We start from the raw sequence: 12210 nt of genomic DNA on the forward strand, positions 1-12210 counted from the left end.
CTTTCACGCTGATTCGTAAGGGATTTCGATCGTCATGCCGTCATAAGCAGGCTCGACGTTGGCCGGCGTCTCGGCCATTACCGTAGCGTAGTCGAGTGGCACATGCATATGCGTCAGCACCGCGTTCTTCGGCGCCAGTCTTTCGATCCAGCCAAGCGCCTGGCCAAGCGACAGATGGCTCGGATGGACGGTGTATTGCAGCGCGTCGATGACCAGCATGTCCAGCCCGCGCAAACGCTTGGCGGTCGCCTCCGGAAAGTCGCTGACATCAGGGCAATAGGCCAGCCCGCCGATGCGGAAACCCAGCGAGGTGATGTCGCCATGGAGCTGCAGCAGCGGTTCGAGGGTGAGGGCGCCGCCCTCGCCTGCGATCACCACCGGCCTGTGGTGGTCGATGATATGGGCGTTGACGATCGGCGGATACGAACTGCCTTTCGGTGTTTCGAAACAGTAGCGGAACGCCTCGCGTAGGCGCAGCATGGTAGCCTGATCCGCATGGATGTCGATCCGGTGGCGCTGCTCGAGCACGAAGCCGCGCAAATCGTCGATGCCGTGGATATGGTCGGCATGCGGATGTGTATAGACCACCGCATCGATGCGCTTGACCGATGCCAGCAGCATCTGCTCGCGGAAATCCGGGCCGGTGTCGACGACGACCGTGGTCCGGGCGCCATTCGCCGCGATCCGCTCGACAAGCGCTGCGGTGCGCGTGCGCCGGTTCCGGGGATTTGCGGGATCGCAATTGCCCCAGTCGCCTGTGATGCGTGGCGTGCCCGGCGATGAGCCGCAGCCGAGGACGGTAAGACGTAACCGGTCGCTCATGCGTCAGGCGCCCGGCGCGCTCGGGCGCGGCATTTTCCTGAACAGCCGGAAGAAATTATCCGTGGTGATATTAGCGATCTCGGCCTCGCTGAAGCCGATCGTCTCGGCCAGCACCTTGGCTGTATGCGCGACATAGGCGGGCTCATTACGCTTGCCGCGAAACGGGATCGGCGCAAGGTATGGCGCGTCGGTTTCGACCAGCAGACGGTCGCGCGGCACATCGGCGGCGACGGCGCGCAGCTCGGCGGAGTTCTTGAAGGTCAGGATACCGGAAAACGAGACGTAGCCGCCGAGCGCCACGCCGATCTCGGCCAGCCGACGCCCCGACGAAAAACAGTGCAGGATGAAGGGGAAGGCGCCCTTCCCCGTTTCTTCTTCGAGGATATCAGCCATGTCGTCGTCGGCGTCGCGCGAATGGATGACCAGCGGCAGACCGGTCACGCGCGCCGCGGCGATGTGGGTGCGAAAGCCCTGCGCCTGTGCGTCGCGCGGCGCATGATCGTAGAAATAGTCGAGCCCGGCCTCGCCGATCGCCACCACTTTGCGATGAGCAGAGAGCCGCACCAGATCATCGACAGTGACATCAAGCTCTTCGGCCGCATTGTGCGGATGGGTGCCGACCGAGCAATAGACCTCATCGAAAGTCTCGGCAATCTCAAGCACTTGGTTAAATCGCCTCACCCTCGTCGAGATCGTCACCATTCGGCCGATGCCGGCCGTAAGGGCGCGGGCGACGATGGCCGCCCGCTCTTCGGCGAAATCCGGAAAGTCGAGATGGCAGTGACTGTCGACCAGCATCAGGCGCTTGTATCCGTTTGCTCGACATAGCGTGGAAATACCGGTTCCGGCGCCGGCAGCGGCTTACCGGATACCAGCGAATGGCCTTCCGCGACATGCTCGAAATTACGGCTGCCGGCCGGCACCGCCAAAAGGTCTAGCAGCTTTGCCGCCGACTGCGGAATGAAGGGCTGGCACAGCAACCCGACACGCCGGATCACCTCAGCGGTCGTCCACAGTACCGTTTCCATGCGCGCCGGATCGGTCTTCTTCAGTGCCCATGGCTCCTGCCCGGCGAAATAGCGGTTGGCTTCGGCCACCACGCCAAAGATCGCCGCCAGAGCAAAGTGGATGCCCTGGTCGGCCATCGTCCTGCGCGCCGTGACAAGGGCGGTATCTGCCTGATCGAGGATCGCTTTGTCGGCATTGCTCAATTCGCCGCGCTTAGGCACCACGCCGCCGCAGTTCTTGGCGATCATGGACAGCGAGCGCTGCGCCAGATTGCCGAGATCGTTGGCGAGGTCGGCATTGGTGCGGTTGACGATTGCATCATGGCTGTAGCTGCCGTCCTGGCCGAACGGCACTTCGCGCATGAAGAAATAGCGCACTTGGTCGAGGCCGTAGTGCTCGATCATCGCGAACGGGTCGACGACATTGCCGACCGACTTCGACATCTTCTCGCCACGGTTGAACAGAAAACCATGCGCAAACACGCGCTTCGGCAATTCGATGCCGGCCGACATCAGGAATGCCGGCCAGTAGACCGCGTGGAAGCGGATGATATCCTTGCCGATGACGTGGACGTTCGCCGGCCAGAAAGACCATCTCTCATTGGTCGGATCCGGATAACCGGCGGCGGTGATGTAATTGGTTAGGGCATCGACCCAGACATACATCACATGCTTCTCATCGCCGGGCACCGGCACGCCCCATTTGAATGTGGTGCGCGAGATCGACAGATCCTTCAGGCCGGATTTGACAAAGCTGATGATTTCATTGCGCCGCTCCGCCGGTCCGACGAACTCGGGGCTGTTCTCATAGAGCGCGAGCAGTCTGTCCTGATAGGCGGAAAGGCGGAAGAAATAGCTCTCTTCCTCGGTCCATTCGACAGGCGAGCCGAGCGGTTCGCGGCGCACGCCGTCGTCACCGACCTTGGTTTCGGCCTCGTCGAAATAGGCTTCCTGCCGCACCGAATACCAGCCACTGTAGCGGTCGAGGTAGATGTCGCCATTCTCAGCCATGCGCGTCCAGATCGCCTGGCAGGCCTTGTAATGACGCTCTTCGGTGGTGCGGATGAAAACGTCGTTCGAGCAACCGGTCGCTTCGAGCATCGAGCGGAAGATCGCCGAGTTGCGATCGGCAAGCGCTTTCGGCGTCAGGCCTTCGGCGTCCGCCGTCTGCTGCATCTTCAAACCGTGCTCGTCGGTTCCCGAGACGAAGAAGACGTCCTTGCCATCGAGCCGCTGGAAGCGGGCCAGCGTGTCGCTGGCGATGACATTGTAGGCATGGCCGATATGCGGCTTGCCGTTCGGATAGAAAATCGGCGTCGTGACGTAGTATTTTTCGCGTGCCATGGATGAGCCGTCATGAATGTCTGAATGAAAGATGTCGCGGTGAGATATCGCATCGAAACGGCAATTGCCATCCGACGCCAATGTGGTGGCTTCGAAGTTCCTGCGATTGATTGGGAATCAATACTCAGGGGCTTCAAAAGCCACGCCAGCGGCCGTCACATTCGCATTGCAGAATTCAGGCGGTCGATCATGGTCAGGGCGTGCTGCTTTTTGTCGAGGTTGTAGGTCTCGGTTTCAGATATAGCGTTCAAAGCCGCGTGCCAAGTATCCGACAGCGTTTTGGCTCGCGCGAGATCGCCGACGAGCGCGGCCTGGCTGGCGCCGGCCGACAGCAGATCAAGCGCACGGCGATTGAATATCTCGAACGGGATCGCCTGGTCGCGGCCGGCGACCGCCTCGGCAAGACGGTAGGCCGCCGCGACATCTAACTTCTTGGACATCACCAGAGCGTCGAGGGTGGCGGCGATTTCGAGCCCGCCATACTGCGTCAACAGGATCGCATTGCGCGCGCTGCCCCCTGACCGCTCCGCCAGCGCCGCGCGCGCCGCAGGATCCTCCGGTGGAGGCGGCTCGATGCCCTCCAGAACCGTCATCAAGCTCTCGGCATCGAGCGGCGCCAACCGCACCATCTGGCAGCGCGACCTGATCGTCGGCAGCAGACTGCCCGGCGCATGGACGATGAGGATGAATAAGGTGCGCGCGGGTGGCTCTTCAAGATTCTTCAGCAAGGCATTGGCAGCATTGGTGTTCATGTCGTCGGCGGGATCGACGATAACCACCCGGTAGCTGCCGTCGTGCGAGGTCAGCGACAGAAAACGGCTGACCTTGCGGATTTCGTCGACCGTGACCACTGTCTTGAAGCTCTTGGTCTTGTCGTTCGCCGGGCGTGTAAGATGCAGCACCGAAGGATGCGCGCCGGTGGCGATCTGTCGAAACAGCGACGAAGCCGGATCTGGAACGGCAAGGCTTTCCGGCGCCTGCTCGAAGGCCGGGTGCTTCAACAGATGATGCGCCAGGTGAAAGGCCAGCGTCGCCTTGCCGATGCCAACCGGTCCGGCAAAGATCAGTGCGTGCGGCAGCTTTCCCGAGCGGTAGGCGGTGGCGAGCATGTTGGCCGCCTGCAGGTGACCGACAAGACGCGGCGTCTCGGATGGCTCGGGCACCCCGTCCAGCGTGTCGTGCTGTTCGGGCGCGATGCGTTCGAAAATCATGCTGGCGCCGCCTGCTTTCTTTGCGCCGGCATCATCCTCTCGAGAGCCGCGAAGACCGCGGCGGTAACAACATCCTCCACCGCATCTAGGTCGGCTGAGGCATCGACGACAACGCAGCGTTCGGGTTCAGCTGAGGCGATCGCGAGAAACGCCTCGCGCCGGCGTTGGTGGATGGCCAATGTTTCTTTCTCGAAGCGGTCCGGTCCGTCACTGCTGCCCCGCCGGGCGGTAGCGCGCCTTAGGCCCTCGGCGGGGTCGATGTCGAAGATCAGTGTCATGTCCGGCACCATGCCGTTGATGGCGACCTTCTCCAATGCGTCCATGAATGCCGGGTCGAGGCCGCCGGTGACGCCCTGGTAGACGCGCGAGGAATCCATGAAACGATCGCAAAGTACGACCGAACCGCGCTCGACTGCCGGCCGGATGACCTGTTCGACATGGTCGGAACGCGCAGCGGCGAAAAGCAGAGCTTCCATCTTGGGGCCGAACGGCTCGGCTGCGCCTGAAAGCAGGACATGCCTGACCGCCTCCGCGCCCGGCGAGCCACCCGGCTCACGTGTCACCAGCACATCGTATTTCTTGGCGCGCATCTTCTTTGCCAGCCGCTCGATCTGCGTCGACTTGCCTGCTCCTTCGCCGCCTTCAAAAGTGATGAAAAATCCGCGCGCCAAAGCCTTTGTCCATACTTCGGGGACCGTATAGTCCCGGCGGAAAAAAAGGTCCACCGCGACGGTGCTAACGCAGCCAGCCGACGGCCAGTTCCTTGGCGGCGTCGAGCGCGCGCTGCGGAAGCGAACCGACACCGATCGACTCGGCGGCAAACAGCGGCGTCTCCTGGCTCAGCGTATCGCCGATCCAGACGCGCAGCGTACCCACCGGCTGCCCCTCCTCCACCGGCGCTGCCACCGGTCCGTCATAGACGATCCTGGCGGTGAGCTTGTCGCGGTTGGTGATCGGCAGGAAGATCTGCACCGGTCCTTTTGCCTTTAACGCGACACCGGACTTGGCACCGCCAAAGACCTGGGCTTCGCCAACCACTTCGTCCTTGGCGAATACTTCAGTCTTCTCGAAGGAGCGAACGCCCCAGTCGAGCAGCTTTCGCGCTTCCTCAGCCCGCTCACGGTCGTTTGCCAGACCGCTCATCGCCGCGATCACCCTTGTGCCGTTGTGGCTGACCGAGCCGACAATGCCGAACCCGGATTGCTCGCTGGCACCGACCGCGAGCCCGTCGGCGCCTATGTCCATGGCCAGTAGCGGATTGCGGTTCCTCTGGGAAATCTTGTTCCAGGTAAAATCCTTCTGGCCGTAATAGCGGTAGAGATCCGGGTAGTTGCGCCAGATATGCAGCGCCAGAAGCGCGAGTTCGCGAACGCTCGTTTGCTGCCCATCGGCCGGCAGACCGGTGGAATTGACGAAAGTCGATTTCTGCAAGCCGATCTGGCGGGCACGCCCGGTCATCTGCGCCGCGAAATTTGCTTCGGACCCGGCCATCCCTTCAGCGATGACGATACAGCCGTCATTGGCCGCCTGCACGGTCACGCCCTGGATCAGGTCTTCCAGCCGGATCGTCGACTTGAGCTTGGCGAACATGGTCGATGTCCCCGAAGGAGCGCCGCCTTTGCGCCAGGCGTTCTCGCTCACCACGAAGGTGTCATCGAGCGTCATGCGCCCTGATTTGATGGCGTCGAAAGCCACTTCCATCGTCATCAGCTTGGCCAGCGAGGCCGGAGGGATCAACCTGTCGGCGTCCTTGGAAAACAGCACGGTTCCGGTTTCGGCATCGATCATGAAGGCCTGGGCGGCCTTGGTCTCGAAAAGCTGAGCTGAGGCCTGCGCAAGCGAGAGCAGCAGCAGGCCGAGCGCCACAAGCCCGGTGAAAGGGTGAAAAGATTTCATCAGGTTCGACCAATGAGCCGGCGCTTTTGCAAGTTGGCAGAAGCTATCAGGCTTTTGCCTGGCGGATCAATCGCGCGCGAAAAAACCAGGCAGCCCCAAGCTCAGTTGCGTACAGCAAGCGCATCCGGCGCACCATGCGACCACGCTGCCTGCAGCATCTCGTCCAGGCTGCCACGACCGTCGGCAAAGAGGTTGACCGAGTACCAGTCCTTGCCTTCAAGTTCCGAGCGCTGGATTTCGGTCTTGCCGAAGCTGGAAAGCTGGGCCGCCACACGCTCCGCTTCGGCGGCATTCTCGAATGAACCCGCCGCGACATAGGCGGTGGGCGACCCGGCTGGAGGGGCTTGCCGCTTCCACGGTTGAAGAAGCTCGGCGGACGACATGCCGGTGCGATCCAGCCCGGCAAACGCGTTAGAGGCGCGCTGCACGCGCTCGTCGGCGTAAGACAGCGACGCCATGGTGAACGGCGATTGCGCCGGCAGGTTGATCTCCGGACGCTCCGGCACGATCGGGCCGAAATCGGGCAGTACAATGTCTCCCGAAGCAGATGCTTGCACCGCCATGACAGGCCGTGCATCGGATCCCTGCCCGGAATTCGTCAGCTGACCGGGGAACGGCAAGGCAGCAGCGCTCACCGGCAGGCTTGGCGACGGCCCATTCATCGCGACCATGACGCCGCTGGGCAGAGCGTCCGACGGATCCGGCGCCCTGTTGCCTGGACGATACGAAGCCACCAGATACTGCCCGTCATTGCCTTCGAGCGGCGCACGGCCGACATATTCAACCTTCACCTCGGCCGTACCGACATTGGCATAATCGAGCATTTCAGCAGCGCGCTTCGACACATCGATGATGCGTCCATCATGATAGGGCCCGCGGTCGTTGACGCGCACGATCACCGAGCTGCCGGTCTTCATGTTGGTGACCCGCGCATAGCTCGGCAGCGGCATGGTCGGATGCGCCGCCGTCAGATCTGCCATGTCGTAGACTTCGCCGTTGGCCGTCAACCGGCCGTGGAAGGCCTCACCGTACCAGGATGCGAGGCCAACCTTGGCGTAACGTTTGTCTTCCTTCGGATAATACCACTTGCCGCGCACCTGATAGGGCTTGCCGAGCTGGTCGCGTCCGCGAGACGTCTTGAACATGACGCGCGGGCTGGCTTTCACGCCGTATTCGGCTTCGGAAAAATATTCCTTGGAGCGAGGTTTCTTGTTGACCATCGCCTTTTGCTGCGGCCCGGCACATGCTGCAAGAAAGGCTGCCGACAAGGCCAACAGCGCGAAAGCGGAAGCGCGACGAAGACGCGGGCGCGCCGTGGTCTGCATATTTTGATTGTCCCCTATAGCATCGACGAAGGCACCGCAGCATGAACGTCAGCGATGCCAAAGCACCCACTCCAGAAACGCCGGCGACGCCCTACCCCAATCCTTTTTGTGCGCAGGAATTGTTTATCACCGTATTAACCGATTGTGGTCGGAACCGGGCGAGATTGTGGCACGGACCGCTTCGCTGATCGGTATGAAAATCATCGCTTATCGATCAGAAACGCTCGTTGGTGGCGCACTTTGCCCCTGGCTTGGCGTATCTGCGAGCGCAGATTCAGGGACCGAAGATCACAAGTTCGGTGAACGTCAGATCTCCAGGTGCGGGTGGTCTGGGACCTTTGAAGTATTTCAGCCCCTTGTTGGGGCGGTACCATCCCACCAAACCTGGAATCGGCTCCTTGGCGTCGACAAAGCAAACCAGGATTCCGCTTCGCAAGAGAAAGCGCCCCATCGCGCCGGCGCAGCGGCTCAAATCCGCAAGCGAGCGGCAATAGATGACCTGATGGCACTGGATAACACCGTGCAACATTCGGCGCGGCATCAATACCAGGGGGAACGCTGCTCCGTCGCAAATGCAGATCAACGACAGGCAGCCCAGCGCGGCGTGTTCCGAGAGTATGTATCTCTCACTCTCGGGCAGCATCGCCAATTCCGGAAGATCGGGACGCACTTCGACCACGCGACATGACCGCTGCGCCGAACTCAAAGCCGGCAAGAAGGTAAATTGTCCGCTGGAGAAGAGCCGAAAGCCGAGCGCCCGGTTGGCTTTCAATGTCGCTTGTGCAGGCGAAATGTTCGTGTAGGTCACGTCCTTCCGCTTGAGAACCGCCGCAACCAACATGGCGCCATAGGGACGGAAATCTGCATCGACTGACCAGCTTGAAAGATTGCAGCGAATTTCCTCGCTCTCCGACCCCTGATAGCGAGCATAAAGGGTGAGCACAACACCGACGATCCGACCGGCATGCTCCAAAGCAAAGCCATATTGTGGGAACTCGGCAACCACAGGCCGCTGCGACAAGCGGGTCAGAGCGTGTATCCAGTAACTCCGGTTACGCGCCGGAAAGCCCCTGCACAGGCAATCAACCACTCCCTCCCCGTCGGTTTCGCGGATTGGTCTACAGCGAAGACCGGGCGGGAGAGCGCCAAGTACGGCCAAAATCAACTCCAGAATACGATTTACTTACATGTGCCTAATGCGCTCCACATATCAGCGCTCAACGATTAATAGTCCGTGCGGGTTTTAAAAACGATTTTCCACACTCAGCACAAACACAGCTCGCCATGACGCTGCTCACCGCCCTAGATCGCGCCGAAAGGTGCGGCCGCCACGGTTGACTTGGCGTTGAATGCGGCTTTACAGGAATGGAGCGCGAACCGGTCGGGGAACGTCCTGGTGCCAATCCGGTACCGACAGCTCGAACCCGCTCCTCTCGCGATATCCTAAGTGATTGAAAAATCACCTTGGAGGGATGGCCGAGCGGTTTAAGGCACCGGTCTTGAAAACCGGCGTGGGTGCAAGCCCACCGTGGGTTCGAATCCCACTCCCTCCGCCATATCCGTCTTCAATCCTGCAGGCATGATGTCGAGTTTTCCGCTCGTCGGATTCTTTGACTGCCTGGGTTTAACAGGCCGGCCCGCTTCGGGGAGAACCGCCGCTCTGCCCCATGCAGCGCACCACCTCTCGCGTCGCTGAGATGCGACAGGTGCTGATCGTGGCAACGATACCAAAGTACCGGTGACACCATTGCGTAATCAACAACCTGCCACAAAGCGAAGACTGTCGCCCGCCGCGCAGCCGCGCTTCGTCGGGTTGCTTTCTCCGCGCGAATATGGTGCTTCTCCCGCCTATGAATAAACTATTTTCTGCGGTCCTCGCATGGATGATACTGGCTTGGCCGGCCAGCGCGATGGACAGCGCATTGCGCGCCGGCCTGCTGAAACTCGACCCGCAAACCCGGCTGGAGCAGCGATGCGACGCCGAAATTCTCGACCGGATTACCCGCGACGACCACAAATACAAAGCCGATCGTGTCGTCGCCTACGCTTTTGCGACGCCCGAAATGGGCGCCGATGCGATCAAGAGCCCGGGTGCTGCGTTTCGCAGCAAGGGACAGTGGTACCGGCTGAAATTCAAATGCGAAACAGCGCCGGACCATATGGAAGTCCTGCAGCTCCGCTACCGGATCGGTGATGAAATTCCGGAAAGCGACTGGCCCAAATACAATCTCTATAACTAGGCATTCACGACCTGTGGCCGCATTTTGTCGGTGTTCGGGCCGATCGTCGCAAACTCTGTATATTGCCGCAATAACGGGCGGTTTGCCGACCTTGTTCCAACCAGTCCCTTGACGCGCAGGAACCATACACGTTAGGCCCTCCAGGCATTCGACGCGAACGGTCGGCCAACCAGCAAGGGACTTCCAGTCGATGGAAATTTTCACTGCCGCGGGCTTCTCTGCCCTGCTCCAGGTCATCGCCATCGACCTCGTGCTTGCAGGCGATAACGCCATCGTCATCGGCTTGGCCGCGGCGGGCTTGCCGGTCGAGCAGCGCAAGAGAGCGATTCTCATCGGCGTGGTGGCGGCGACGGTGCTGCGTATCGGTTTTGCTGCGATCACCGTCACCCTGTTACAGATTGTCGGCCTGCTGCTGGCCGGCGGCATCTTGCTGCTGTGGGTGTGCTGGAAAATGTATCGCGAGCTGCGCACGTCGTATGCCGACGAGGTGGAGGCGACCGAAGCGCTGTCCAATTCCGATATCAACAGCGATGATATGGTGGCCGGCAAGGCGCGCAAGAAGACCTTGGGTCAGGCGGCATTGCAGATCGTCATCGCCGACGTGTCGATGTCGCTCGACAACGTACTGGCGGTCGCCGGCGCGGCGCGCGATCACTTCCAGGTGCTGGTGATAGGCCTCGTCCTGTCGATCGCGCTGATGGGCCTTGCCGCGAGCTTCATCGCCAAGCTGCTGCACCGCCATCGCTGGATCGCCTATATCGGCCTTTTGATCATCTTTTATGTCGCACTCGATATGATCTACCGGGGCGCGGTGGAAGTCTTGCCGCATGTCAGCAGTGCGGTGAGCTGACACGCCGACTCGAATTCTCATCGGCCGGCCTTTCAGCTTCGGCGAGCCTTCGGCGACGCTGGCGGTTGCGTTTCGCCGCAGCCGCTGCCCATACCAATGCCGCGACAAGTGTGATACTGCGCCGCCAATCCTGAAAATCCGGAAAAGCTTAGATGTCCGCCCCTCGCGTCAGTTTCGTCAGCCTTGGATGCCCGAAAGCCCTTGTGGATTCCGAGCGCATTATCACCCGCCTGCGCGCCGAAGGCTACGAGATCGCCCGCAAGCACGACGGCGCCGACCTGGTCGTCGTCAACACCTGTGGCTTCCTCGATTCGGCTCGCGACGAATCGCTCAACGCCATCGGCTCCGCACTTTCGGAGAATGGCAAAGTTATCGTCACCGGCTGCCTCGGCGCCGAGCCGGACGTCATCCGTGAAAGACATCCGAACGTCCTCGCCATCACCGGACCACAAGCTTATGAAAGCGTGATGGCGGCGGTGCATGAGGCTGCCCCCCCGAGCCATGATCCCCACATCGACCTTTTGCCGCCGCAAGGGGTCAAGCTCACGCCGCGCCACTATGCGTATCTCAAGATTTCGGAAGGCTGCAACAACCGCTGCACCTTCTGCATCATCCCGGCGCTGCGTGGCGACCTGGTATCGCGGCCGGCCGCCGACGTGTTGCGCGAAGCCGAGAAGCTGGCCAAGGCCGGGGTCAAGGAGATCCTCGTCATCTCGCAGGATACCAGCGCCTACGGCATCGACATCAAATACCAGACCAGCATGTTCGGCGATCGCGAAGTGCGGGCGAAATTCCTCGATCTATCGGAAGAACTGGGTAAGCTCGGTGTCTGGGTGCGCATGCACTATGTCTATCCCTACCCGCATGTCGCGGACGTCATTCCACTGATGGCCGAGGGCAAGATTCTTCCCTATCTCGATATCCCATTCCAGCACGCCTCGCCGCAGGTGCTGAAGAACATGCGCCGGCCCGCTCATGGCGAAAAGACGCTCGAGCGCATTCGCGGCTGGCGCGACGTCTGCCCGGACCTTGCCATCCGCTCCACCTTCATCGTCGGCTTCCCCGGCGAGACGGACGACGATTTCGAGATGCTGCTCGACTGGCTGGACGAGGCCAAGATCGACCGCGCCGGCTGTTTCAAATACGAGCCGGTCAGAGGCGCCCGCTCCAACGAGCTCGGCCTCGAGCAAGTGCCGCAGGAGATCAAGGAAGCCCGCTGGCACCGCTTCATGCAGCGCCAACAGAAGATTTCGGCAACGCAGCTAACCAAGAAAATTGGCAAGCGCCTGCCGGTCCTGATCGACGAGGCGCATGGCAATTCGGCCAAGGGCCGGACCAAATACGACGCGCCCGAAATCGACGGCTCGGTCCATATCCAGTCGCGGCGGCCACTGCGCGCCGGCGACATCGTCACGGTCAAGATCGAGCGCGCCGACGCTTACGACCTTTACGGCTCAGCAGTCTGATATTCCGTCCAAAATGAAAAAGGGCGCCACGTGGCGCCCTTTCGTTCGA

The 12210-nt window shown here is 61.2% G+C and carries 11 protein-coding genes and 1 tRNA gene; 4 read left to right on the top strand and 8 right to left on the bottom strand.

The genetic code is table 11. The features are described from left to right. Positions 1-3: 3 nt before the first annotated feature. From NKH99_RS11510 to NKH99_RS11545, 8 genes are all read right to left on the bottom strand, one after another. Positions 4-822, bottom strand: a complete 819-nt coding sequence (locus NKH99_RS11510; protein WP_353014090.1) for an MBL fold metallo-hydrolase — start codon at positions 820-822, stop codon at positions 4-6. A 3-nt stretch (positions 823-825) separates the two neighbouring features. Then, positions 826-1620: a TatD family hydrolase gene (locus tag NKH99_RS11515; protein ID WP_353014092.1), complete on the bottom strand. Its 795-nt coding sequence runs from the start codon at positions 1618-1620 to the stop codon at positions 826-828. Continuing rightward, a complete protein-coding gene (gene metG, locus NKH99_RS11520) occupies positions 1620-3206 on the bottom strand; it encodes a methionine--tRNA ligase (RefSeq protein WP_353014192.1) in 1587 nt (528 codons plus the stop codon). Before metG ends, NKH99_RS11515 begins: the two co-directional genes overlap by 1 nt. Before the next feature lie 122 nt (positions 3207-3328). Further along, positions 3329-4384, bottom strand: a complete 1056-nt coding sequence (locus NKH99_RS11525; RefSeq protein ID WP_352542015.1) for a DNA polymerase III subunit delta' — start codon at positions 4382-4384, stop codon at positions 3329-3331. Beyond that, positions 4381-5055 (bottom strand): dTMP kinase, encoded by a 675-nt coding sequence (tmk, locus tag NKH99_RS11530; RefSeq protein ID WP_352542016.1) that lies wholly within the window; start codon positions 5053-5055, stop codon positions 4381-4383. Before tmk ends, NKH99_RS11525 begins: the two co-directional genes overlap by 4 nt. Positions 5056-5119: 64 nt before the next feature. Next, on the bottom strand, positions 5120-6280 hold the full coding sequence (locus NKH99_RS11535; protein ID WP_352471861.1) for a D-alanyl-D-alanine carboxypeptidase family protein: 1161 nt from the start codon (positions 6278-6280) through the stop codon (positions 5120-5122). A gap of 101 nt (positions 6281-6381) precedes the next feature. Next, positions 6382-7605: a septal ring lytic transglycosylase RlpA family protein gene (locus NKH99_RS11540; RefSeq protein WP_352542017.1), complete on the bottom strand. Its 1224-nt coding sequence runs from the start codon at positions 7603-7605 to the stop codon at positions 6382-6384. A gap of 274 nt (positions 7606-7879) precedes the next feature. After that, positions 7880-8611 carry a hypothetical protein gene (locus NKH99_RS11545; RefSeq protein ID WP_352615785.1) on the bottom strand — a complete coding sequence of 244 codons (732 nt, stop codon included), beginning with the start codon at positions 8609-8611 and terminating at the stop codon, positions 7880-7882. A 460-nt stretch (positions 8612-9071) separates the two neighbouring features. Between NKH99_RS11545 and NKH99_RS11550 the strand changes: the two genes are divergently transcribed. The 4 genes from NKH99_RS11550 (at position 9072) to rimO (ending at position 12161) form a co-directional block, all read left to right on the top strand. Then, positions 9072-9161 (top strand) — tRNA-Ser (locus NKH99_RS11550). A gap of 276 nt (positions 9162-9437) precedes the next feature. Further along, positions 9438-9845, top strand: coding sequence for a DUF930 domain-containing protein (locus tag NKH99_RS11555; RefSeq protein WP_352471864.1), 408 nt, complete (start codon positions 9438-9440; stop codon positions 9843-9845). 190 nt (positions 9846-10035) lie between these two features. Beyond that, complete coding sequence (locus NKH99_RS11560) at positions 10036-10695, top strand: TerC family protein (protein WP_023675054.1); 660 nt, start codon at positions 10036-10038, stop codon at positions 10693-10695. A gap of 152 nt (positions 10696-10847) precedes the next feature. Further along, positions 10848-12161, top strand: coding sequence for a 30S ribosomal protein S12 methylthiotransferase RimO (gene rimO, locus NKH99_RS11565; RefSeq protein ID WP_352448918.1), 1314 nt, complete (start codon positions 10848-10850; stop codon positions 12159-12161). Positions 12162-12210: the final 49 nt, after the last annotated feature.

Source organism: Mesorhizobium sp. M0854 (genome assembly GCF_040319815.1).
Classification (GTDB): Bacteria; Pseudomonadota; Alphaproteobacteria; order Rhizobiales; family Rhizobiaceae; genus Mesorhizobium.

Excerpts from the sequence above, each read along its gene's own strand:
- NKH99_RS11510 (WP_353014090.1), bottom strand. The coding sequence starts at position 822 with ATGAGCGACCGGTTACGTCTTACCGTCCTCGGCTGCGGCTCATCGCCG.
- NKH99_RS11515 (WP_353014092.1), bottom strand. The coding sequence starts at position 1,620 with ATGCTGGTCGACAGTCACTGCCATCTCGACTTTCCGGATTTCGCCGAA.
- NKH99_RS11525 (WP_352542015.1), bottom strand. The coding sequence starts at position 4,384 with ATGATTTTCGAACGCATCGCGCCCGAACAGCACGACACGCTGGACGGG.
- NKH99_RS11535 (WP_352471861.1), bottom strand. The coding sequence starts at position 6,280 with ATGAAATCTTTTCACCCTTTCACCGGGCTTGTGGCGCTCGGCCTGCTG.
- NKH99_RS11540 (WP_352542017.1), bottom strand. The coding sequence starts at position 7,605 with ATGCAGACCACGGCGCGCCCGCGTCTTCGTCGCGCTTCCGCTTTCGCG.
- NKH99_RS11555 (WP_352471864.1), top strand. The coding sequence starts at position 9,438 with ATGGTGCTTCTCCCGCCTATGAATAAACTATTTTCTGCGGTCCTCGCA.
- NKH99_RS11560 (WP_023675054.1), top strand. The coding sequence starts at position 10,036 with ATGGAAATTTTCACTGCCGCGGGCTTCTCTGCCCTGCTCCAGGTCATC.
- rimO (WP_352448918.1), top strand. The coding sequence starts at position 10,848 with ATGTCCGCCCCTCGCGTCAGTTTCGTCAGCCTTGGATGCCCGAAAGCC.